Annotated in this window: 25 protein-coding genes; 8 read left to right on the top strand and 17 right to left on the bottom strand. The window is 30.8% G+C overall.

Annotated features, from left to right (window positions below; all coding sequences use genetic code 11):
- Positions 1-57: 57 nt before the first annotated feature.
- The 9 genes from pgsA to WH390_RS07415 all read right to left on the bottom strand — a co-directional run bounded on the left by pgsA (position 58) and on the right by WH390_RS07415 (position 8,696).
- Positions 58-606: a CDP-diacylglycerol--glycerol-3-phosphate 3-phosphatidyltransferase gene (gene pgsA / locus WH390_RS07375; protein ID WP_032114853.1), complete on the bottom strand. Its 549-nt coding sequence runs from the start codon at positions 604-606 to the stop codon at positions 58-60.
- 53 nt (positions 607-659) lie between these two features.
- Positions 660-2,492 (bottom strand): excinuclease ABC subunit UvrC, encoded by a 1,833-nt coding sequence (gene uvrC / locus WH390_RS07380; RefSeq protein WP_032114852.1) that lies wholly within the window; start codon positions 2,490-2,492, stop codon positions 660-662.
- Positions 2,485-3,132 carry a LuxR C-terminal-related transcriptional regulator gene (locus WH390_RS07385; protein WP_238565673.1) on the bottom strand — a complete coding sequence of 216 codons (648 nt, stop codon included), beginning with the start codon at positions 3,130-3,132 and terminating at the stop codon, positions 2,485-2,487. The genes uvrC and WH390_RS07385 overlap by 8 nt, the downstream gene beginning before the upstream one ends.
- A gap of 186 nt (positions 3,133-3,318) precedes the next feature.
- Positions 3,319-3,735, bottom strand: a complete 417-nt coding sequence (locus tag WH390_RS07390) for a phosphate-starvation-inducible PsiE family protein (RefSeq protein ID WP_032114850.1) — start codon at positions 3,733-3,735, stop codon at positions 3,319-3,321.
- A gap of 204 nt (positions 3,736-3,939) precedes the next feature.
- Complete coding sequence (locus WH390_RS07395) at positions 3,940-4,224, bottom strand: hypothetical protein (RefSeq protein ID WP_052044819.1); 285 nt, start codon at positions 4,222-4,224, stop codon at positions 3,940-3,942.
- A 304-nt stretch (positions 4,225-4,528) separates the two neighbouring features.
- Positions 4,529-5,992 (bottom strand): dipeptide/tripeptide permease DtpA, encoded by a 1,464-nt coding sequence (gene dtpA / locus WH390_RS07400; RefSeq protein ID WP_032114849.1) that lies wholly within the window; start codon positions 5,990-5,992, stop codon positions 4,529-4,531.
- A gap of 1,094 nt (positions 5,993-7,086) precedes the next feature.
- Entirely contained in the window at positions 7,087-7,287 is a 201-nt protein-coding gene (locus tag WH390_RS07405) for a hypothetical protein (protein ID WP_032114848.1), read from the bottom strand.
- 338 nt (positions 7,288-7,625) lie between these two features.
- Positions 7,626-7,952, bottom strand: coding sequence for a hypothetical protein (locus WH390_RS07410; RefSeq protein ID WP_032114847.1), 327 nt, complete (start codon positions 7,950-7,952; stop codon positions 7,626-7,628).
- Between the two features lie 534 nt (positions 7,953-8,486).
- Positions 8,487-8,696, bottom strand: a complete 210-nt coding sequence (locus WH390_RS07415) for a cold shock domain-containing protein (RefSeq protein ID WP_032114846.1) — start codon at positions 8,694-8,696, stop codon at positions 8,487-8,489.
- Between the two features lie 508 nt (positions 8,697-9,204).
- Here WH390_RS07415 and pagP point away from each other — a divergent pair.
- Complete coding sequence (pagP, locus tag WH390_RS07420; RefSeq protein ID WP_032114845.1) at positions 9,205-9,810, top strand: lipid IV(A) palmitoyltransferase PagP; 606 nt, start codon at positions 9,205-9,207, stop codon at positions 9,808-9,810.
- Positions 9,811-9,868: 58 nt separating this feature from the next.
- Here pagP and WH390_RS07425 read toward each other — a convergent pair whose 3' ends face one another.
- Both WH390_RS07425 and mgrB read right to left on the bottom strand, forming a co-directional pair.
- Entirely contained in the window at positions 9,869-11,230 is a 1,362-nt protein-coding gene (locus tag WH390_RS07425; protein ID WP_032114844.1) for an amino acid permease, read from the bottom strand.
- Between the two features lie 150 nt (positions 11,231-11,380).
- Complete coding sequence (mgrB, locus tag WH390_RS07430) at positions 11,381-11,518, bottom strand: PhoP/PhoQ regulator MgrB (RefSeq protein ID WP_072012850.1); 138 nt, start codon at positions 11,516-11,518, stop codon at positions 11,381-11,383.
- 365 nt (positions 11,519-11,883) lie between these two features.
- On the opposite strand from mgrB, the gene WH390_RS07435 reads away from it, so the two are divergent.
- Positions 11,884-12,276, top strand: a complete 393-nt coding sequence (locus tag WH390_RS07435; RefSeq protein ID WP_032114843.1) for a helix-turn-helix domain-containing protein — start codon at positions 11,884-11,886, stop codon at positions 12,274-12,276.
- A 505-nt stretch (positions 12,277-12,781) separates the two neighbouring features.
- Here WH390_RS07435 and WH390_RS07440 read toward each other — a convergent pair.
- Positions 12,782-14,242, bottom strand: coding sequence for a sodium:alanine symporter family protein (locus WH390_RS07440; protein WP_032114842.1), 1,461 nt, complete (start codon positions 14,240-14,242; stop codon positions 12,782-12,784).
- A gap of 1,165 nt (positions 14,243-15,407) precedes the next feature.
- Between WH390_RS07440 and mgtS the strand changes: the two genes are divergently transcribed.
- On the top strand, positions 15,408-15,485 hold the full coding sequence (mgtS, locus tag WH390_RS07445) for a protein MgtS (protein WP_148305538.1): 78 nt from the start codon (positions 15,408-15,410) through the stop codon (positions 15,483-15,485).
- Between the two features lie 214 nt (positions 15,486-15,699).
- Here mgtS and WH390_RS07450 read toward each other — a convergent pair whose 3' ends face one another.
- Positions 15,700-16,086 carry a pyrimidine dimer DNA glycosylase/endonuclease V gene (locus WH390_RS07450; RefSeq protein WP_032114841.1) on the bottom strand — a complete coding sequence of 129 codons (387 nt, stop codon included), beginning with the start codon at positions 16,084-16,086 and terminating at the stop codon, positions 15,700-15,702.
- Between the two features lie 881 nt (positions 16,087-16,967).
- Between WH390_RS07450 and WH390_RS07455 the strand changes: the two genes are divergently transcribed.
- The 3 genes from WH390_RS07455 to WH390_RS07465 all read left to right on the top strand — a co-directional run bounded on the left by WH390_RS07455 (position 16,968) and on the right by WH390_RS07465 (position 18,910).
- Positions 16,968-17,705: a hypothetical protein gene (locus tag WH390_RS07455; protein ID WP_032114839.1), complete on the top strand. Its 738-nt coding sequence runs from the start codon at positions 16,968-16,970 to the stop codon at positions 17,703-17,705.
- A 68-nt stretch (positions 17,706-17,773) separates the two neighbouring features.
- Entirely contained in the window at positions 17,774-17,932 is a 159-nt protein-coding gene (locus tag WH390_RS07460; protein WP_187290933.1) for a hypothetical protein, read from the top strand.
- A 324-nt stretch (positions 17,933-18,256) separates the two neighbouring features.
- The gene (locus WH390_RS07465; protein WP_032114837.1) at positions 18,257-18,910 is read left to right on the top strand and encodes a hypothetical protein; all 654 of its coding nucleotides are present in this window, start codon (positions 18,257-18,259) and stop codon (positions 18,908-18,910) included.
- Positions 18,911-19,369: 459 nt separating this feature from the next.
- Here WH390_RS07465 and WH390_RS07470 read toward each other — a convergent pair whose 3' ends face one another.
- From WH390_RS07470 to WH390_RS07485, 4 genes are all read right to left on the bottom strand, one after another.
- Positions 19,370-20,134 (bottom strand): N-acetylmuramoyl-L-alanine amidase, encoded by a 765-nt coding sequence (locus WH390_RS07470; protein ID WP_032114836.1) that lies wholly within the window; start codon positions 20,132-20,134, stop codon positions 19,370-19,372.
- Positions 20,135-20,278: 144 nt separating this feature from the next.
- A complete protein-coding gene (locus WH390_RS07475; RefSeq protein WP_187290932.1) occupies positions 20,279-20,674 on the bottom strand; it encodes a lysis system i-spanin subunit Rz in 396 nt (131 codons plus the stop codon).
- A 693-nt stretch (positions 20,675-21,367) separates the two neighbouring features.
- Positions 21,368-21,601, bottom strand: coding sequence for a hypothetical protein (locus WH390_RS07480; RefSeq protein WP_032114835.1), 234 nt, complete (start codon positions 21,599-21,601; stop codon positions 21,368-21,370).
- Between the two features lie 106 nt (positions 21,602-21,707).
- Positions 21,708-22,040 carry a helix-turn-helix domain-containing protein gene (locus WH390_RS07485; protein ID WP_032116486.1) on the bottom strand — a complete coding sequence of 111 codons (333 nt, stop codon included), beginning with the start codon at positions 22,038-22,040 and terminating at the stop codon, positions 21,708-21,710.
- 118 nt (positions 22,041-22,158) lie between these two features.
- Between WH390_RS07485 and WH390_RS07490 the strand changes: the two genes are divergently transcribed.
- Together WH390_RS07490 and WH390_RS07495 are read left to right on the top strand one after the other, a co-directional pair.
- Positions 22,159-23,442, top strand: a complete 1,284-nt coding sequence (locus WH390_RS07490; protein ID WP_032116487.1) for a phage/plasmid replication protein, II/X family — start codon at positions 22,159-22,161, stop codon at positions 23,440-23,442.
- A gap of 20 nt (positions 23,443-23,462) precedes the next feature.
- A complete protein-coding gene (locus WH390_RS07495; protein WP_032116488.1) occupies positions 23,463-23,756 on the top strand; it encodes a hypothetical protein in 294 nt (97 codons plus the stop codon).
- Position 23,757 lies beyond the last annotated feature (1 nt).

Raw genomic sequence — 23,757 nt, forward strand, 5'->3', positions numbered from 1 at the left:
GAGTCAATACTATTATTAATTAATTCGGTTCGTTCGCTGATTTTTCAATCATTTCGATCAAGCTTCATTCAAATTCTTCCAGGCGCCAGATAAATATTGAAACATAGACCAAAACGTTAAAATAGCCGCAAAATAAAGTAATATAAGTGCAATTACCTCAATTTGAATATTAGGATGCCACAGTAATCCAACTAATGAGAGCATCTGGGCGGCTGTTTTAAATTTTCCAATCCAAGAAACAGCTACACAACTACGTTTTCCTACCTCCGCCATCCATTCCCGTAATGAGGAAATAATGATTTCACGCGCTATCATAGTCACTGTCGGTAATGTAACCCACCAAGTATGATAATATTCGGTCACCAATACTAATGCCGTTACTACCATAATTTTATCAGCGACCGGATCTAAAAATGCACCAAATCTGGTTGTTTGCTGCCACAATCTGGCAAGAAAACCATCAAACCAATCAGTTAACGCAGCAATGACAAAAAGAAACGCACAAACAAAAGGCGCCCAGTGAAAAGGAAGATAAAAAAATAACACAAAAAACGGAATCAATATGATACGAAAAAGTGTTAACCAAGTTGGAATATTTAATTGCATCATGCTCTATAATTGTCTGGCCAAAATAAAATATATATACAATTCCACTACGCTTATTGCTTTAACGCATTATAAATTTTTTCTGCTAGTGCATATGAAATCGTTGGCACTTTTGCGATTTCATCAAGACTCGCATTACGTAAAGCTTGTAAGCCCCCCATATATTTAAGTAGCATCTGCCGACGTTTAGGACCTACCCCTTCAATAGACTCTAAGGTGCTGGTATTTCTAACTTTCGCCCTACGCTGACGATGTCCTGTAATCGCGTGATTATGTGATTCATCACGAATATTTTGTATTAAGTGTAGCGCTGGTGAATCAGGCGGTAATGAAAGACCTTCTCCATCAGGTTTAAAAAACAATGTTTCTAAGCCGGCTTTGCGATCATGTCCTTTAGCTATCCCTATCAATTTGGGTCGCGTTATGTCCCAATCAACATTTAATGCCTGGAATACACCGATTGCTTGAGCCAGTTGTCCCTTGCCACCATCAATAAAAATAACATCCGGTACTTTATTTTCATCTACATGTTTACAATAACGTCTCGTTAAAACCTGATACATAGCAGCATAGTCATCACCAGGCGTAATATCAATTATATTATAACGACGATATTCAGAACGTAAGGACCCATTACTATCAAAAACAACACAAGATGCTACAGTTTGCTGCCCCGATGTATGACTAATGTCAAAACATTCCATGCGATAAATTTTTTCTAGTCCTAGCAAGTCAGCTAATGCCTCTATTCTTTGGTGAATAGTTGATTGTTGTGCAACTTTGGTGGTCAATGCTGTCGCTGCATTAGTACGAGCCAGTTTTAAATATTTAGCTTTTATACCTCGCGGTTTCACTTGAATGTTAATTTTACGTCCCGCTATTTTAGTCAATAAATTAGCAAATAGCGCTTTTTCCGGTAATAAAAAATCCAATAATATTTCTGCCGGTAAAGAGCGAATTTCACTACCCTGTAAATAAAATTGACCTAAAAATGTTTGCACAACTTCACTTAATTGCGTATTTGCAGGGATCTTTGGATAATAACTACGGCTACCAAGTACTTTCCCTTGGCGAATAAAGAGCACCTGAACACAAGCAATACCTAAGTGATAAGCAACGCTAATTACATCTAGATCTTGCGTATTACCAGTGACAAATTGTTGCTCTGTAACCGCTCTAACGGCTTGTATTTGATCGCGATAACGCGCTGCACTTTCAAATTTAAGAGCTTGACTGGCCTGCTCCATATTTTGGATTAATTGATTAAGAACTTGCTGATCCTTACCCGATAAGAATAAACGAACATATTCTACTTGTTGATGATATTCTTCATCAGCAACCAGCCCCTTAACACAGGGCCCAAGACAGCGATTAATTTGATATTGGAGGCATGGTCTGGATCGGTTGCGATAGACACTGTCTTCACACTGACGCAATGGAAATAACTTTTGTAATAAAGCCAGCGTTTCTCTGACAGCATGAACACTTGGAAATGGGCCAAAATAGTCCCCCTTTGCCTCCATAGCACCACGATGCATAGCCAAACGTGGATGTTTATCCGCACTTAAAAAAATATAAGGATAGGATTTATCATCCCTTAACAGAACATTATAACGAGGCTGATAAAGTTTAATATAGTTATGTTCAAGTAATAAAGCCTCGGTTTCTGTATGTGTTACAGTAATGTCAATCTGAGCAATATTTTTAACAAGTTGTTCGGTTTTACGGCTCGTTACTTGTCCTCTAAAATAACTCGCTAACCGTTTTTTTAAATCCTTAGCTTTGCCGACATAAATAACCACCCCAGATGTATCGTACATACGATATACACCTGGTTGATTGGTTACTGTCTGCAAAAATACTTTCGGTTCAAATAGTTCAGGCACTATAATAAAAACTCTCTGTTTGAATCAATCCATTCGTTATAGCTATATGAGTTAATTCTACATCACTACGCACTTTTAGTTTACTAAACATTCTATATCTATAGCTATTTATTGTTTTTGTGTTTAAGTTGAGCTGTTTTGCTATTTCGCCAACCGGTATACCACGCGTCACCATAAGCATAATTTGTAATTCACGATCAGATAATAGGTTTAAAGGATTGCTCATTTCTGTATCTAATTGATGCAATACCAGCCATTGTGCAATATCCGGCGACAAATATTTTTGCTTTAATTTGACGACACGAATGGCATGCAGTAAATCGCTTTCTTTCGCCTTCACACTCAGTAAACCTCGTGCTCCAGCTTCTAGCGCCTTCATTAAATAGATATTTTTCTTTTCAGTAGAATACATAATTATGCCTATATCAGGGATCATCCTAATTAAACTTTGTAATTTTTTAATTAATTCATAGTCGCTTGTTCTGCCATTTAATAAAATAATTTCCGCCGTATGTTTTCGGCACCATTGTATGGCTTGATTCAAAGAGACAACATGCCCAGCTATTTTCATACCTTTTGTTTTATCAAAAATAGACTGCATTCCCAATCTAATAAACTCATTATCTTCCACTAATAACACACTGATCAAAGAAATCTCCCTCTTCTTATAAGTAATGAAAATGTCATTATCATTAATATATAAATTTATTTATGCTAGACAATCACTATATTTTATAACTAAAAATAGAAAGTTAATAAAATAAAAATAATATTAATTATTCAAGATACTATTTATAATCAATATAAAATAATTTGAAATATAAATTTATACTATTGTTCGCACTTTATTTTTTTCAGTATTTGCAAAACATAAAGCCAAAAACAATAACAACAGCACTCCATCATAAATAATAGTATCGACAGCAGATTTATGAACAATAATAATCAAACTGACAACAAATATAGTGCCAATATAAATAAAATAATGTAAATAAAAATGATAATCTGATTGGAAATATTTAATGAATAACGAAATGAATACAAAATAAAGAAAATAACTGAAGATAGCTGTAAGTAAACAGTAAGATGATTGTGCTAAATTAATACTAAATAATAATAATGCTAACGGATAAGTTTTACTAGCTAAAAAAAATACCAGTAATATTACTAAGATCTGCGAGCTAAAATTCAAAGTGAGCTGTAACAACCTTGATATATTGATATTATATTCAGTTATTTTCATTGAATCTCCTCAATACCATCAACTAAAATTTTACCAAGATACTGATGATTATAGAATTATAAATCTAACAAAAACTGGTTTAATTTATTTTTAAGTATTAAGAATATGTTGCTCTGTAAACAATGCCGTTTTTTCAATAAGGTTATAATGCAAAGGATTACAACTAACATAAAATTGAGTAACTAGAAAACCCATTTTACTCTTTTAAAATAAAACAGCATTGGCATAATAACTTTCAGGTTTAAACATCTTAGAAAAAAGATGCGTGCCATATTTATGGTAAAATATTCGCATTAGCCATATAGAATAGCGACAATAACTAACATAGTACTTACCTTCGATGGACAAACCATTTTCAACAATAAAGGTCATTAACAGATCACCATTCCATTTTTGACATATCATACAATTACAGACAGAGATTTCATAACAAGGTTGTTCTGTTTTTAATATAACTGGCTGATATAAAGATTGATCCTCATACTGCATAAACATGCCCCTTTATTATTAAAAAACAAATAAAAACATAGCAATTTTTTAAAATCAATAACTATTTTTTAACCAAAAGGTTTGAGTAATATATATGTGATCCGGCTCGTTATTATGCTATTTGACTATCTCAAAAATGATAATTTTTTAACAAAAAATTGCTTAATCAAATCAATGCTGACTTTCCAAAAATTTCTGTTTAAATTGATACGGAAAGGTAAAAGCACTCAATTATTTGAAATTATAATAATAAAAAAGCTATTGAAAATATCTTCAATAGCTTCTTATGTATAAGATATCTAATTTATACTTGAGTCATACGATTAAGTAATGGCGCCGTAAGTAACATAATTAATGCAATAACTGCTGTTACTATACCTATCTTCATGAAAACATCACTATATATGCCCAATGATACTAAAGGACTTAATGATTCACCTTGAGGAGTTGCCGTCATAGAAGCAATGAAACCTGCAATAAAAGCAGCAGCTGAGCTGGTTAAAAACCATGAACCCATAATAAATCCCATCAAGCGTTGAGGTACTAGCTGCGCAACCATTGCTAGTCCCAAGCCAGAAATCATCAACTCACCAATACTTTGCAATCCATAAGAGAGTACTAACCATTTAACAGAAACAATACCTGCTTCATTCGCAAACTTTGCGCCTAATGGTAATATAAGAAATGCAGTCGAACAAAGTACCATTCCGATCGCAAATTTATAAGGCATAGGTAAATTATCACCCATTTTATTATATATCGATGCAAGTATCGGACTAGCAAGCATGATCCAAAGTGGGTTCAAAGCTTGGTATTGGGCGGGCTCAATACTAATACCCAAAATATTATGCTCCACATTGTGTATAGCAAAGAAATTTAATGATGTTGGCATCTGACTATATAGTACAAAAAATACAACTGCCTCTATCATTAAAATAAAAGCCACAATCATTTTTCTGCGAGCGGTACCCTTTAATGCGATAGTTTCCTTAACAAAAATAATTACAATAAAACATGAAATGATTGCCAGGGCGGCTCTTGCCACAGCCATATTATGTAATAACCAATTAGACAGTATAATAAGTGCTACTATACCGATAATAGTAAATAAATATTTAGACAACTCGATTGATCGAAAATCAGGTTTAGAGCCATAGTCTTTAACCCAATTTCTGCATACTAAGAAATTAACTAAAGTAATAATCAGACCAATTACACTCAATGAAAATGCAATATCCCAGCCATAGTGCTTTGCCAGCCAGGGGGTTGCCAACATGGAAAAGAATGAACCGATATTGACAGCCATGTAGTACATTGTAAATGCACCATCGAGACGCTGATCATTTTTATCATAACAAGTGGAAAGTAATGAAGAAGGATTTGCCTTAAATAAACCATTACCAACAGCAATGGTTGCTAATCCAAGATACACTAATAAAACATCGTGACTAGAATAAGCAATAAAAGCATAACCAAAAATAAGTACGATGGCACCTAGTATAATAACCCTTTTTGTACCTAATACCTTATCACCTAACCATCCACCAATTGCAACAAAACCATAGACCAGTGCAGTAAAAGCAGAAAATAATATAAAAGATTGAGCTTCAGACATTCCTAACATTTGAGTTAAATAGATTGTCAAAATCCCCTGCAAACCACTGAAGCCAAATCTTTCCCATAGTTCAATTGAAAAAATGAGATAAAAAGAACGTGGTTGTTTGAAAGCATTCAAACTGATATTCTTGGTATTATTCATTGTGGACACAAGTTACCTCTATACAGCTAATACGTTTATATGCACATGCACGCAACATTGCCGTTTACTTTATAGTTATAAGTTAAAATATCAAATAAAAGCTAAATAATCCCAACTAGTGATCACGGTTAGTTTGTCAATTACGACATAATCATGCGATCACCATCATTTATAACACGTTGTTTTCATGCTTATAACAACGCGGGAAGAGAACCAATATAGCAAATATATTCAATAAGTTAAGATTTTTGAATACATTCCATATTCTGTTTTCAACATCTAACTTTTACATAAGTAAATGAAGCATATATAGCAATATACGCCATTTATGCATAAAAAATAAAGAATTAATTAGTAGTAAAGTATAACAACAGCCAAAATTTAGAAGATATATGACTATCAACTAATATTTTAGTTTCCATTTGAAATTAAAATTTAATGTTAAAAAATCTATATTATGTAATAATAACTTCATATTTTGTAAAAATGTTATTTAATCTAAAACAACACATTGATCAATTGGAATGTAATACCACAAAAAATCAACATAATTATTTCCAGCAAGTTATAAGCCAATAATGCAATTACTAAAAATTCATAATAAACATTTGATAATATAAAAATGAATGGAAAATATCGGATTCAAAAAAATAAATCAGTATAAATTGGATATCTTATGCTCAAAACAAAACTTAATTGCTAAACCTTATTTTACCCAACTACTCAATTCTAGGCCAAAATCCGATTATGTAATTTTTTAATATTATATGAAAATTAATTATAAAAAGGTGTTACTGACTAAGTATTGAAGAGTTATGAATCAATCAAAATATTAGAGTTAATTTTAATGATTGGATATTTTATAAAAAATAGAATTTCAAATAAGTGCTAAATTAGATAAAAACATACCATCTAAAGTAAAATTATTAGTTTAAACTTTAGTAACAAAAATTATATTCATTAATAATAAAATAAGGTAATGCCAGCACGAAAAATATGAATTAATTATTAGCGTTAAAAATTTTTATTACAAAGCAGAGAGCATTAAATTTATTTATATTTTAAAAATAATCATACCATTTTATGAAAAAATAAATTTATTGTTATTGTAAAATTTTACCACTTTTCTGCTTTACGCTTTCTTGCTGAAATTTAATTATTTCTATACACATTGGTAATATTCCAGCCAATTCTGCCAATAAGTCATTAGAATTCCACGAATGAGATGTTTTAGAAACTATTTGAATAGCAAGATCATAAGCCATTGACTCTAATGTATATTCTAGATTTTGATTATGCTTCATTATCAATGATTATCCACTTTAGTTAATTTATTAATTATAAGCATAAGCTATAAATTTCAATTTTAAAAATTTTATTTCAAAAAAAATAGATGTACTTTTTTTTAAATTAACATTAACAAAATAAAAACAATCTATATAATATGAAATATTTATCTAAATCTAGCAGAAAAAATTTTTCTAATTCATATTTGCAATAATTTTAAAATTAACAATGGAAAATAATATGGGATTTTAAAAATAGCTAGAATAAATTTAATGTCATTAAATTTTATATTTAACTTAATTTTTATAAAAGCGCTGATTAATCAAAATGATATTAACAGCGCCAAGATATAAAATTAATGTGTGCTTTCCTTTAACTCTGACAAGCAAAACTTAACAATACTTACCATATCTTGCTCAATGTCTGGGGGACTATAACCATTATCCTTTAATTGTTTATCTAATTGTATAAACTTATTCATACCATATTTTTTAACTATTTTATCAAAGGCACAATTACACACATCAGTAATAGTATTTATTTTATCTTCAGTACCACTTGCAGAATTTATGCAATGCTTAACAAAATTATTTTTGTATGCTTCAATCTTAGACTTCTCATCAGAACATCCTGAGGAGAATAAAACTTGCATCATAATTAAAACCCATAAAAATTTTTTCATAACATAGTTAAAACTCCAATTTCTTTTTAACGCTAGTGCTATTTTTATAATTAACTAACAAATATTAGTTCTTTTTTACTTAAGTGCATTTTAATCATATACGTTATAGTAAATATTTGATATTAAGTTAACTTTACTTTTTGTATAATAACAATTTTTTATCTCATTTGCTACTAATTATAGCTTTGTATTTCCTTTTTTTAACATGTCCTCAAAAAAACAACATGACGAAAAAATAGAAAATTATGAATTCAAATCAATGAGTATTAAATAATGAAAGACGATTAAATTGTTTTATTTAACATGACTAGTATTTATATTGAACCTTACATTTCGATAACAATAATAATGCAATACAAAAAATTTATTAACAATAATAAAATAATACACATAATATACAATATAGCAAAATTCAATTTATTATTAGCTATAACCCTCATGCTGTTATATTCAAGATCAATAAAATATCAATATAGCCAATCAAATAAATTATTTTACAATTGAGTAATTCATAACTTATCATCTTAGTAATAATCAAATAATCATTACATTATTAGCAGCGAAACCCTTACAACTTTCTTGAATATCAAATGCTACCTTCTGACCTGCTATCAATGTTTTATGACCATTACCAAAAATAGCAGTATAATGAACAAAAACATCGTTGCCACCACATTCAGGTGTAATAAAACCAAAACCTTTTTTTTCACTAAACCATTTTACCGCACCTGTGATCTTTGCCATTTTTTTCCTTTGAGACCATAAATTGATTTTTTAATAACACAAATGGATATTAAGCAATATATTATTACCGCTTATATTTATGCTATTACATACTTTATTTACAATAACAAACTATTTTATATTTTAGTGCTATTAGTCACTTTAAAAAAGTTAACAGCGAAAAACCTTTTTCTCTATTTTCTATCAAGAAAATAAAAAAATTACAATAAAAAATATATAGGTCCCCTTAACTATATCAATTACTAATTCAATAATTTTAATAAGTTATACATTATCCATCCTAAAATAGCTTGATATAAAATTATATTTATAAACTTCCTATATCAATCGGTAATAATTAATTCTATTTTTAATATTGAGTAAATTACTTTACTATTTTCATTTTTACTTTATTATTAGTTACAATACTAAAATAAAAAATTTAATTATATCTAATCAATTCTACACTTTTAACCATATTAGAGGAATATGGATATTATCACACAATAGCTGAATTTTGAAATTCAGAATGAATCAAAAACTATTTATTAATATTATCAAAGTTAGTATATTAGTTTCCAGCTGCATATTTACAGCTTATACAATAGCAATATCTAAATATTCTAACCCCATTGATACAAAAAGTAATAAACCTTTCTCTCTTAGCGAAAGATTCACTTATAATATTAATAAAACTTGGAATTCTAATCAGTACGAAATTTATCTACCTTTTTTAATTTGGCATAATCGATTAACTTATGATAATAAAAAAATTTCTGGATATAATGAAACTCCTTGGGGATTAGGTATTGGAAAATACCGCTTTGATCAAAATAGAAATTGGCATTCTATCTATGCTATGGCTTTTACTGATTCCCATAATAAAGTACAACCCATAGTCGGATATGGATTTCAAAAAATTTGGCGACCAAGTGAGCTTGATGAATTTCGTATAGGAGCAGGTTTTACACTAAGCGTTACGGCCAGAAATGAATACTGGTATATACCGATCCCATTACCACTTCCGATTGCTTCTATTGAATATAAACAATTCTCAATCCAAGCAACATATGTTCCTGGAACATATAATAACGGTAATGTATTTTTTGCTTGGATACGCTGGCAATGGCAATAAATTTTTAAGTGTTATACTTATACCCTGGTTTAAACCAGGGTAATTAGTTACTATTTTATCAATTTGCTCTATTTTGTTTTCTAAATTTTGTGAGTAAAAATCCTATCCATAAAAACAGAACCCAAAATGGCATAAGAATAACTGAAATACGAATTCCATCAGTCAGTAAAATGATAACCAAAATAAGAAGCAAAAAAATTAAACAGAGATAATTACCAAATGGATACCATAATGCTTTGAATTTAGGTTCAATACCTTCTTTTATTTTTACCGCTCTAAATTTTAAATTAGATATACAAATCATAATCCAATTAATTACTAAGGTTGTCACAACCAATGACATTAGTAATTCTAGCGCTTTACCATCTAATAAATAATTAATTAAAATACCACCTGATGTTGCTAAAGCTGAAATAGCAATTGAGACAATAGGCACACCACGCTTAGTCACGATATTCAAAAAATGTGGGGCGTTACCTTGTTTTGCTAAACCATAAAGCATGCGACTATTACTATATACTCCACTGTTATAAACTGATAATGCTGCAATTAAAACGACAATATTCAAAGAATTAGAAACAAATTTATCGCCTATGTCATGAAAAATAAGCACAAACGGGCTTTCGCCACTAACTACATTTATCCAAGGATACAGTGAGAGCAATACAAATAAAGAACCAATATAAAAAATTAAAATACGATAAACAACTTGATTAGTCGCTTTAGGAATACTTTGTGTTGGATTTTCCGCTTCCGCCGCTGTTATGCCAACGAGCTCTAATCCACCAAAAGAAAACATAATAACTGCCATCGCCATTACCAATCCAGCAATCCCATTAGGAAAGAATCCTCCATATTGCCAAAGATTTGATACCGATGCTTGTGGGCCACCTTTTCCACTGATTAACAGATAGCAGCCAAAAATAATCATCGCAATAATTGCGAACACCTTGATTATTGCAAACCAAAATTCTGTTTCACCATATAAACGTACATTGGTCAAATTGATAAGATTGATAGCGATAAAAAAGATTGCAGCTGAAATCCAGGTTGGGATATCCCACCAATATTGCACATAAATACCTGCTGCAGTCAGCTCAGCCATACCAACCAAGATAAACATTGCCCAATAGTTCCAGCCAGATAAAAAACCAGCAAAATGGCCCCAATATTTATAAGCAAAGTGACTAAAAGAACCAGCTACAGGTTCTTCGACAATCATCTCTCCTAATTGACGCATAATCAGGAAAGCAATAAATACACCAATTGCATAACCTAATAAAACAGATGGCCCTGCCATGTTTATAGTTTGTGCAATTCCTAAAAAAAGGCCTGTTCCAACAGCCCCACCAAGTGCAATCAATTGAATATGTCTGTTTTTTAACCCGCGCTTAAGCGTTTGCCCAACTTCTTCCGCCATAATTAAACCTTCATTTTATTCTAATTTCCTAATATTTTTATCGATGCAAGCCTTAATTAAAGCGCATGTCAAAACTGTTAATTAAAACATTAATTTTTCTTTAAGCCTATATTAAATCATTAAATAAAATTAAAACCCTATTAATTTTAGTTAAAATGGCAAATAACCAGTTATTTTACAAATGCCGATGGTGAAATTCCCACCATTTTGATCCTGGTCACAAAAACTGTCTAATGCGACTAAATATAAAAATAAGCAGAGTAAAACGATCAGTGTCGCAATTACTATTTTTTTTTATTTTCAATATCTAACCCTTTTCATATTTTTAATACCACATGATAAAAAACAATTAATATGTCACTGTATAAAAATCAAGTCACTTACTAAAGTAACCATAGCGTCATTGCTGAAATCAATAAAATCTTTTTATTAATTTATGCTACATGCTGTTTGTCAGTTAGCTGTAAAAGTTAAAAAAAATTATTATAGATAAAAAATGGCTTAAACACCCACTTATAAAGAGATAAACTGATCTTTTTTAAAGATTAACATAAATTTTTATATAAATTATTTAAACATTAAGCTTTAGGACTTTGTCATCCCTAAAAAAAGTTGTGTATACTTCTTTAACCAATAACTAGTATGATATCACAATGCTACAAGATACCCACTTAGCACTTGTTTACGAATTAAGTAAATGGATCGAAGAACACATAGGAAGAATAATCTACCTGGAAGAGCTTGCCGCCTACTCAGGTTATTCTCTTTGGCATATGCAAAAAATTTTTAAAGAGATCACCGGAATTTCACTTGGTAAATACATTCGACAACGTCGACTTGCCAAGGCCGTTAATCTTCTGAGAAATAGTTCCAAAGCCATTTTTGATATTGCGTTGGATTTTGGCTTTGGCTCGCAATCTCATTTCACCTATATGTTTCGTAAAGAATTTGGTATCACACCTTACGATTTTCGGCAAAACCCTAATATTAAATTAGAAATCAAGGAACCACTACATTTGATTTACCAAAAGTCATCAAATAGTTAACCAGTGGAAATAATATGTTAATCAAACTGGTGTTAACTAACCAAAACTGTAATCAATAATCCATTAAAAAGGAGGGTAATTTTAGATGCTAAGGTAAAATGACATAAATCTACAGCTACTTTATTTTAATTTAGCATCTTTTATTAATGCTCAATATGAGCTCTCTCTTAAGTACAAATAATTACCATACTATTTATAATAATAAATATATAATAAACTATAAATATAAAAAATATATAAAATTCGAATAAAAATATACCAATTCTTGGACAATAATAAATCGACACTAATATTATAAAATTAACTATAATACAATACGGAATAAACCAGCGTTTGACAGATAATGATTTATAAAAAATATACTATTTTATTTTATCAAACTACTGCATTAGATGCATTCCATTTTAATTTTCACTCAAATAGATTTGTTAATAAAAAAGTAAATAAAGATTTAGATGAATATAGCGATAAAAACCTTCTTATACGAAGGTTTTTATTATATTAACTAGCTGTTAATTTCTCGTTCATTCCATTGCTTTAAATTGTCCTTTTCCCAAATACCATCTTCTACCTGTTTTTTAATCTCAGGATAAGCATCTATATCAAATGTGGGTAATTTGCCAGCTTTGCGTTGTTGATTGTAATCTTTAGTAAGTTTAAACGCGATACCTGAAAGCATCAATATTGCAATTAGATTTGTTAACGCCATCAAACCCATAGAGAGATCAGCTAATTTCCAAACTAAGGGCATTTCTGCCATTGAGCCAAAAATAACCATTCCCAAAGTAGCAAGTCTGAGAATATACAATCCAGCAGTATGGTTCTTTTCTAAAAATACCATATTACTTTCTGCATATGCATAATTTGCAATAATTGAAGTAAAAGCAAAGAAGAAAATAGCTATTGCAATGAAAATTGCACCCCAATCGCCAACAGCTGAAGAAAGAGCTCGCTGTGTTAATTCAATTCCACTAATAGTGGCATCAGCGCTATCTAATGCACCAGAAGAGATAATAATAATTGCTGTTGCACTACAGATCACTAAAGTGTCCATAAAAACACCTAGCATTTGTACATATCCTTGCGATGCCGGATGAGGTGGATAAGGTGAAGCAGCAGCTGCAGCATTCGGCGCTGAGCCCATACCTGCCTCATTTGAAAATAAGCCGCGCTGTATCCCTTGTGTCATCGCTTGCGCAACCCCATAACCAACTACGCCGCCAACTGCTTCCTGTAAACCAAAAGCATGTTTAATAATTAGTAAAAAAACATCTGGTAAACGTTCAATATTATTGCTCATTACCCAAAATGCTAATATCAAATAAGCGATTGCCATTATAGGAACAACGAATTCTGCCACTCGAGCAATTGAACGTAGACCACCAAAAATAATAATGCCACAAATTATTGCAAGCACAATTCCTACGTAAAGAGGGTTAAAACCAAAAGCTACTGCTGTTGCCTGTGCAATTGAATTAGCTTGAACAGAATTGAATACTAGGCCAAAAGCGATAATGAGAAAGATAGAAAAAAGTACCCCCATCCAACGCATTTTAAGGCCCTTTTCCATATAGTAAGCGGGGCCGCCACGATAATTCCCTTGATCATCTTTTGTCTTATATAATTGTGCCAAGGTGCTCTCAGCAAAAGAGGTCGCCATACCAATTAAAGCAACAAGCCACATCCAAAAAATAGCACCTGGTCCTCCAGCAGTTAATGCAATAGCAACACCCGTTAGATTTCCAGTTCCAACTCTGGCTGCTAGACTTGTACATAAAGCTTGAAAGGAAGATATACCTGAACTATCTGATTTATTACTATTCTTCAGTATAGTAAACATATGCCCAAAATGGCGGAATTGAATAAGACCAGTGCCTAACGTAAAATAGATACCTACTCCAAGCAATAAATAGATTAATACACCACTCAAGAGAATATTATTAAAATTGTCTATCAGTTCCGTCAAAACATTTCCCCTTATCTGTATTAATAAAAACTGTCCAATAAATCAAATACACTAATAAATAATACTAAACCTTTTTTAAAAACAACCCTTTTATTGGTATAAATTTCACTCTTTTACTAAAAAATAATAACATTACTAAGCAGCAAAACTCCTTAAAATGTAACATAAACATCCTGTTTAGGTAACCTTTTTATTTTAAAAGTGAGAATTATGATTAGCTACAAACTGCAATATAGCAAAGAGATAAAAAGATATTTGTCAATTCACTGAGTTTTAATGTACATGATCAATTATGTCAGTATCCAGTAAATCTTAACGATAATAACTACTAATAATCAAATTATCTTTATATTTTGATAGATGATAGTCGTTATATTTAATATTAACTTTATAACTGTAGAAATCATTTAACCTAAGTTTCAGCTCAAGAAAAATCATATAGAATAATCAACTAATTAATTATAATTACTAATATAACTTGATATGTTAGCTAAAATAAATATAATGCTTAACTGTAATATAAATTTCATTTTCCGCAACTTCTGCTTCAAGTTTATTTTTATACTTTTATTTTCTAAATGTATTTTTATATTTAGCTGTATAAAACCATTAATTATATATTTAAATTTATTATAACTAATTTATTAAATTATTAATTTATTTTTTCATAGAAAAACCGTTAAATATTTATTATATTATTAATAAGTTTTTAATTTATATTATCAATACATTATTTATTTAATATTATTTTAGTATTAGTAATAAATTTCTAGAATATTAGGAAAAGATATAATCCTTTTGGTAATCTTTTATGAACTAGTTTTATCTATTGTAACTATTATTTCTAGCGCAATTTAATTTAGTTACCCACCACACAACATGATATTACTTCGATAACAAGAATAAACAGTATTTATCACTAAAAGCACCTAATTAATCACATAAAGAGGGCGGCTCTGAAATTTTGTACCACCAAATTCTTTGTTAAAACGAAAAAAATTAAATGAAACCTCAACAAAATCAAATAACTTATGTTTTAAGTACAATACTACTTTTTATCTTGTCACTATTTGACTAGAATTACTCGGCCAAATAATGGCATTTAACTTTCATTCTAGCGAGGTATTTCTATCGAAATGCATTAACTAAAAATAAGGAGAATATCATGTTTTTACTAATTCTCGGCCTGATTTGCGCATCTGGCATTTTCGCCGCAATGATGAGCCCAAAATGGGATGATTAAATGAATACTGAAGAGTATCCACCGAGTAATACGCCCCTTTATTAGATTATGATCTGAAAAAGGGGCGTTATCTTATATCTAAAAATCAAATTTAAAATATTCTATAAAATCCTCAATCCAAAAAATCTAATTTTATTCAAACCAAACGTCTATTATTTCAATATTTATAGAAAAAAATTAATATCAAGCCTAATTCAATTTTTTCTTAATAATATCATTTTTTATAAGGCGTGAATCGTGGTTTTAATGGCATTCTTTCATCTATCCGAGCCTTATTAATTATAATGTCTAGCTCAGTAATTTGATAATTTTTCCATAAATGAGAATAGTTTTTCACCTCTTCAGGCCATTTATTGATAACAGAAAATCCCCGCTTAAGACATTCCTGATGTAGTGATGTATATCGCCAATGCAAAAATAGCAATTTATCCCTAAAAAATATGACATGTCCCTTTCCTAAGGTATATGAAGTTAACGTAGACAATGTAACATTGCCTTCTTTTTTAACAATATAATTTGGTATACGAGTTAATTCTCTATGTTCAGCTAACAAGTGCTGATCACATAATTCACTAGGCGGGATTACATTTATTCTCGTCATAATTAGCTAATAATCAAAATTTTTATGTTAAAAATCTTATTATATCTCTATTTACTAAATTTATATTAAAAATTATTTTATCTTATATTTTTACTATGCATAACCAATAAATTACCTGAACTTGTAGGTGTATTTTTTGTCATGGGAGAATTTATTATTAAGCTTGATTGTAGCGATATTATTTGCTGCAATAAATCAACTACAGCTATCGCAAACAGTTTTACAGCTTAAACTTCAACCTTGTACACGTTAGCTACTTCAAAATTAGCCATGTTTTTTATCAGCCAAAGACATTATCATATTTAGCATTACAGAATACTCACTATGCGATTTAAATTAGATAAACTTTAAGTATTTTGACAATCATATATAGTAAAAAATGATATAAAATTCTAATAAGACAACTCAATAAATAAATTGGTCATTATTTCATAAAATATATTGTAATATCATTTGGTTAATTTAAAATTGCGGTTTTATATCTACTAAAAATAACCATGAAATATTTATTTAAAATTTTGACTATTATATCCGTTTTAAAATTTAATCTAGTTAATATTTGCCATGCGATGACCAGTCCTACTGCCATATATGCTTGCGAGAAAATTGTCGTGGGAGTTGAAGATGGCAAACGCCATTGCTTAACACATGATGTTGAAGGTAATACACATAATATTATATTAAATGATTGACTTGACCATTAATTGTTCCATTTATTGCCAGTCTCATTTTGTTAATTATTATTAACCATATTAGTAAAAAATAATCACTCTATTTTAATGGTGAGATGCAGATTAAATTTATAAAATCAGCCTAATGTTAATTAATTGTTAAAAATAAACTATACTTGATAATGATTTTCATTCTCGAGGATATAAACTATGAAATCATTATTAAAAACATATACTATTATCACAATACTAATCGGACTTAATTCTACCGCTACTATAGCTGACGTTACCTCACAAACAAACCCAGTGCCTAACAACAATGAGCATCTTATAAACCCAGTTCTTCAAACTGGTTCAAATGTTGCCAATAATGCGGTAAAAGCAAGTTATAACACAGTTCAAAAAGCAAACACCGCTGCCAATCAGTTCAGTCAGTCGGTCGTCAATAATGGCACCAAACTTATAGACAATATCGCTAAATCAGGTTTAAGTGCTAATCAAACAACAACCGAAAGCGGTTTGAATTTGGTCCAAAAAACTACGCAAAATGGGCTAGAAATGGCGGCAGATATCACCTATAAAACACTTAATATGGTTGAATCTGCTGCTAATGGCGGTTTAAAATTTGCTAGTGATGTTCTTGATAAAACAACCGAATTCTCTACTAAAGTTTCAAAAGTACAATATGGAACTAACACTCGTCCTCAAGGGTTAATCGTGGCTACCAATGCTCTTGACGCTGGGTTAAATTCTGCCAATAAAATGATGGATAAAACCTTAGGCGTGGTGAAGAACACTGCTGACGGTAGCCTAAATACGGCTAATCGTATTCTCGACACAGCATTTCAGGCAGCGGACACAGTACTTAACGAGACTTTTGATTCAAACAGGACTATTTCCCAAGCAACGATAAATGCAGTTAAAGATACTCTGTTAATAATGGCATAAATATAGCTGGTAATACCGCCAATGCCAGTTCAGAGCTTGTGAATTCTACTACTAATCAAGGTCTAAATTTGGCAAATTCTGCTACTAATCGTGCTCTTACGATTGCTGATCCAGCCAATAATGCTGGAGCTATTATTAACAATAGTGCTGGTACAACTTCCACCAATAATAATCGTGATATTGATAGTGTTACAGAAGATGAAATTGCAAATGGATACCAAGGATAGCCATTATTATTAAGCACTATTTATCGATTTATAACAAATGTGCATCATATCTCTCTTTCATATTGCTGGTTATGAAAGAGAGATATTATTATGAATATGGTTATCTTTAGTTAGCTAACTCTATTTAAATAAAGTGTTTTATTAACCATAACATCCAATAGCCAAAATTTGTTACAAAATTTTTTGTCTATTAATTGGTTACATTATTCTATTCAGGGTAAAAATCAAGTAGCCCGACTGTTTTTTGAATAATAGGTCAAAATGTTAAATTAATGTTAAATTAAACTATACTTAATAATAATTTCTATCGTGAGGAGCTAGTTTATGAAATTATTGTATAAAGCATCCATTATTATCTTATTTGCTTGTCATTTGATGACGGCAATAGCCAACAATAGACAGTTCAATCCCTCGAGTGAAATTACTGGTATTTATAGTCACAATAACGATCAATTCCATAATTACGAGGGGATAAACTCGATTGTGGACAAAAATTATTTTCAAGGTTATGTTATGGCACAACAAAATATTGACTTCGCTAAATACGCTTTTAACGAAAGTATGGATTTAATGAAAAATACTGTCCAAGAAAGTTTTAAACTTGCGCATAGCGCTCTTAATAGCAGTACAATAACACATAATGAGCAATTGCTAACACCCACCCTGAATTTTGCTAATAATATAACCAATAAAACCTTAGAAACCGGGGTTACTAACATTGATAAAATTTTGACTACTACACAAAGTGCTAACAACGAGGCTTACAAAACAACAAATATGGCAATCAAAAAAAGTTTAGATATTTATGCCGCAACAAATGTCCATAATAGTACCAACCTCACTGATCCTACAGCTATACCTAACACTGACATTACCCCCAAAACCTATAATTCAGGCAGTCCAGTTTATAGCAATAATGATACCAACTTAGAAATTGATGATGAAAATCTGAACGATTTAAATGGCGATTATCCATAATATAAAGTAATAATTGAGCCGACTTGGTAACCAAAAGCATAATCATAATACAAAAAAACCAGCCCCTAGGGCTGGTTATAAAAATAAAGTAACAACTTAAATCATAAAATATAAGAGCATATTATTACGGTGGCTAATTAGCATACATTTTATTGAGTACAAGAATGAAAGTTTAATGAATTTATCGGTAAATATAGTTTAATAAACGGTATTTTACAGATAAAATATTAATAGTTAGTTCTAAAAAATAATTATTATAGTAAAAGAATATTTATATTAAAATCCAATCAGAACTTAACTGACCTATATCGGTTTAGCCATATTTTAAAACTCTCAAAATTAACATAGCATTTATTTTAATAAAAATTTTCACTTACTTTCAATGGGTTGTTATGTTTAAATATAAAAAACCATCAGAATTAAATGATAGTTTTTTATAAGCTAAATCTTAATAAACGATTAAGGAAAATACTTTTCTACTAAAGCATAAAGAATAGCCACAGTTTCAACGTCTATTATGCCTTCATAATTTGATTGCCGAAAATGTAGCTGAAAAGCTCTGATCAATTTTATATAGTCATTATTATTGGCTGCCTGAGATACATCATAGCCATAGGACTTTAGTTTTTTAACAATCTCCGCCTTTGCCGGTATTTTATTTTTGAATTGCTCCATATACTTCTGTTTTATGTCTTCTTCATACCAGGCACCAATTCCGGCGTCATAAAGTTTTTTCCATGGAAAGGCAGCGCCTGGATCACTTTTACGACCAATGGCTATGTCTGAATGGCCAACAATATTCGTTGGTGACATATCTGGATAACGTTGAATAATATTTAATGCTAATTCTTTTACTGCATCAATTTGTTTATCATTAAACGGCGGAAAAATCATTTTTCCATTAGCATAACCCGCTTCATTGACGATTTCGATTCCTATCGCCGTATCATTTAAATTTGATCGTCCAGCCCATAAGCTAACACCCGCATGCCATGCTCGCTCATTTTCATCTACCAAATTAAAAATTCTGACATCATTAAAACCAGCAGCCTGATAAGTTTTATCAGTTGGATCTGGTACTAAATAATGCGCACTAACACTATTACCCGTTAATGCAGTAACTGAAGCTTGAAAATTTAAAGCCGTATAATGCATAACAAGAAAACGAATCCTACGGTTAAAACTTTTGACTGAACGATATGAGTTATAATCGATGAAGTACATGTTTTTTTCCTCTGTTCGTTTAACTATTTTCAACAATAAATGAAACGGTTTTTCAACTCCTTATTTAAAATGTAACAATTAATTTCAAAACAATATTAATCACAAACGATGCAATCATGATTCAGCACATAAATAACAAATTTATTACTGTTTATAAATTTCCTGCACTCTTGCTCGTAATCCCAAAAATTGGGCTTCTAATGTTTCAAGTTGACGTCTGAGACGAAGATAATTTCGTCCAGCGTCTGGCGCCAATTCGGTGGATCTGATAGCATCCAAGCCGGGGGTGGTGGTGGCAACATTTTGATCTGGGGGACACACTGCTTTGACGAACAAGCGCTTATGGTTATTACGCAAATCATCACTAAGCTTATGTATTTCCATTTTCGCATTATTAAGTTCCTGAGTACGTTTAACATCAATTTGTTGCAACGATTCTATTTCGTATAAATAATTATTTTTAAGTTCTATTTGTTGTTGTAATTCATCTTTAAGTTTTTTGTATTGATACTTTAGATGAGTGTAATTGTTATAAACCACCGCAAATATCGCGGATATTAAAGTTGCTATAATTATTATGATAGAATTTAATTTCATAATAAAAGACGTTTTTTCAAACGTTTCCTCGTATGTTAACTGCCGTGTTCTTTACCAATAAAAGCGGTTTTTATTATTTGACTTATTAATCAATAAACCATTAACTATCAATGAAAATACAAATTTAGATTAAGTTTTAAAACAACCTAACTGTCGCTAATTTGTAATAAAAAATCAAAATAAAAAAGATAACAAATGATTATTTTTCTTTTTAGAAAATTAAATTTAATTAAAATTAAAAAAAATATTTAATTTATTTCTTATAATGTACAATGCCGTTATGTTGAATAGCCGTCTGCGAAAATATCTCCTCGCAGACGGCGGCCATTTATACATAACGCTATTGTGCGAACCTGCGGTTATGTCGATCTAGGTAGCCTGACTTGACGCTAAGTCCAAATAGGGGGTTTTTGATTAGTGGAACAACCGCAATATCGAATTTATCAGGTTCTGGTAACAATTCTCTACTTATCAATCACGAGTTTCGCACCAATAAAAAAACGCTCTATTTTTACGTCTAATTCAGCATAATATATAAATAGAAAAAATCTCATAAATTAAAAACAACTTATTGTAATTTAAGTAAATTTATACCTCTTAGTAAGTTACAGGTTAATCATTGTTTTGACGCCATTTCTAGAATTTTATATGTCCGTGCGAAACTCGTGTCAATGCGGGAAGTTTTGTATCTTCAAAATAGGCTACTTCAAGATTATCCGTATAAATAAGCATTCCAAACTCATTTTCTCTCATTGTCACAAAGCGGCGATTAACTGTATTAAACAGGGTATAACCGATAACGTCAGGGTTATTTTTTCTAAATTCAATTTCTAGTTCTTTTAGTTGTTTTATTATTTTTTTCTTTTCCATTTACATTAGCCATTTGTTAATTAAATGTTACATAATCAAGAGTACATGACTCTTTAATTATGTACTCTTGTGCGGAATCCGCATTATTTTACATATTTTATTATGTTTATTGATTTTTATTTAACATTTCTTCAGCTTGATTTATCAGACTCATACCTTTACTTATTTTTTTGATTACTTCTTGATCTTCTAATGGCAAGTTATTTATTACTTTTATTAAATAATTAGTGTCAGTTGATTTTTTATTATAGATAAGCTCATCAACTGAACAATTTAAAGCGGTGCTGATTGCGATAATTGATTGAATAGTTGGATTTTTTTGTTCATTTCTTTCTATCTTTGATAATTGAGAGAATGATATTTGTGTTTTTTCGGCTAACTCTTCTCTAGTCATTCCTAAAGCTTCTCTCCTTGTTCGTATATTATCACCTATAGCCATAAAAATTCTCTCTTGTGAGTCATTTATAGAAATAATAACTTATTTATGAATAGTAAGTTGACTATTTAAAGATAGTTGACTATATATAATCACTATTAGTATTCATAGAGTGGTTATTATGATTGATCTTCTTGAGCTTCAGATTCCATTTAAAGATGAGTATGTGATGAGAACATCTCGTGATAGGGAGCATGGAGGAGGCTCTATCGATTTTATGCAGATTGCTAAATTAAGTGGGGTTCGGTTGTCTGCTCGTGATGTGGAATTTGAAATAAAAGGGGATTTATCTGTTCAGGGATTAGCGCATCCTTTTGAATCGTTACCAACGCATTTTGCCAGTTTGGGCATGAAAATTTATCAGGGAACTCATTTGATTTTCCCGCGTGTCAATCTTAAGGCTTCACCCGCCAAGCTCTTACAGGGGCATAATGTATTTGGTTCAACCAATATTGCATTATGTGGCTTGGAGTTAATGACTAATTTAGCGGTTTCCATGCCACATCTTTTTAATTTGTTAGATGTCGAGAATAGCGAAGTTTCTGAGCTTCATACAACGTTATCAGTAAGATTACCAACGGAAAGTATTTGTAAGCAGGTGATTGCTTATTTTAAGAATATCAGTCATGGACAAACCAAAGCCACGAAATCAAACGATCATGAATCCACCGTTTATTTTAATCGTGGTTCTAAACACAGGGAATTGTGTATTTATTACAAAGCGCTTGAACTGGCAAAACGTTTTGGTGAAATACAAAGAAAATTACGGGTTAATCCCAATGATGAGGTGTTGCTTAATCAGTTTGCGATTTTAAATAATAAACGTTTGACGGATTTTGCCAATAACCTGTTGAGATTAGAAGGGCGATTAAAAAAACGTTTTTTAAAAGATAATCAGATTCCGATTAATTTTTCTGCGCTTTGCCTTTATCAACAACAATATGAACGTAGTGGGGCTAATTTAATTTACGATCTGTGGATGAAAAGTTTTGATGATTTGTTGACGGCACTGAGGGGAATGGAAATGAATATTTATGATGACGAACATATTTTTGAACGATTAAAATCTCATTATTATTCTACCACGCCAAAAGGCAACATTTCCTATGCTAAAGCTCAACGGATATTTGGTTTTTATCGTCGTTTAGTTAATGAAGGTTATTTAAATGTTTTTAATTCTCTGGCAAGAAGAACATTTTATGATAATTTAACTTTATTAACGAATATTGGCCTCAGCAAATCACAATTACAAAATCTCACCGGCGATAAATCTAACGTCATTCCCTTTTATAAAGTTATCCATATCGATTTTTCTCAACAACGGCCTGACTGGTATGTCGAGCCAGTGAGTGTTTTTGAACGTCAGAATACTATTTATCCATTTAAACAAGTTGCAAACGCTTAAATCAAGAAAGGTGAACCATTATGGCTGCATTGCCCTTATATCAAACAGTGATTAGTGGAAAAGTGACCCGTATCAGTACGTCTAATGATGGACATGTTTATACCACCGTTATTTTACCCGCACCTGATCCTTATTCTAAACCGCCGGTTGTAAAAATTCGTTCTAAACGGCGTGTGGGGGCGATTGATTCAGAAGTGAATGAATTGGTTTGCCGAATTTCCGGTTTTGAACGTTCGTTTAGATATCACGATAAACAGACAGGGCAACCCTTAACGGGGCATAACGTTGAAATGTTTCTCGATTTAGTGGAATAGG

This window comes from Candidatus Arsenophonus nilaparvatae (assembly GCF_045346035.1).
Lineage (GTDB): Bacteria > Pseudomonadota > Gammaproteobacteria > Enterobacterales > Enterobacteriaceae > Arsenophonus > Arsenophonus nilaparvatae.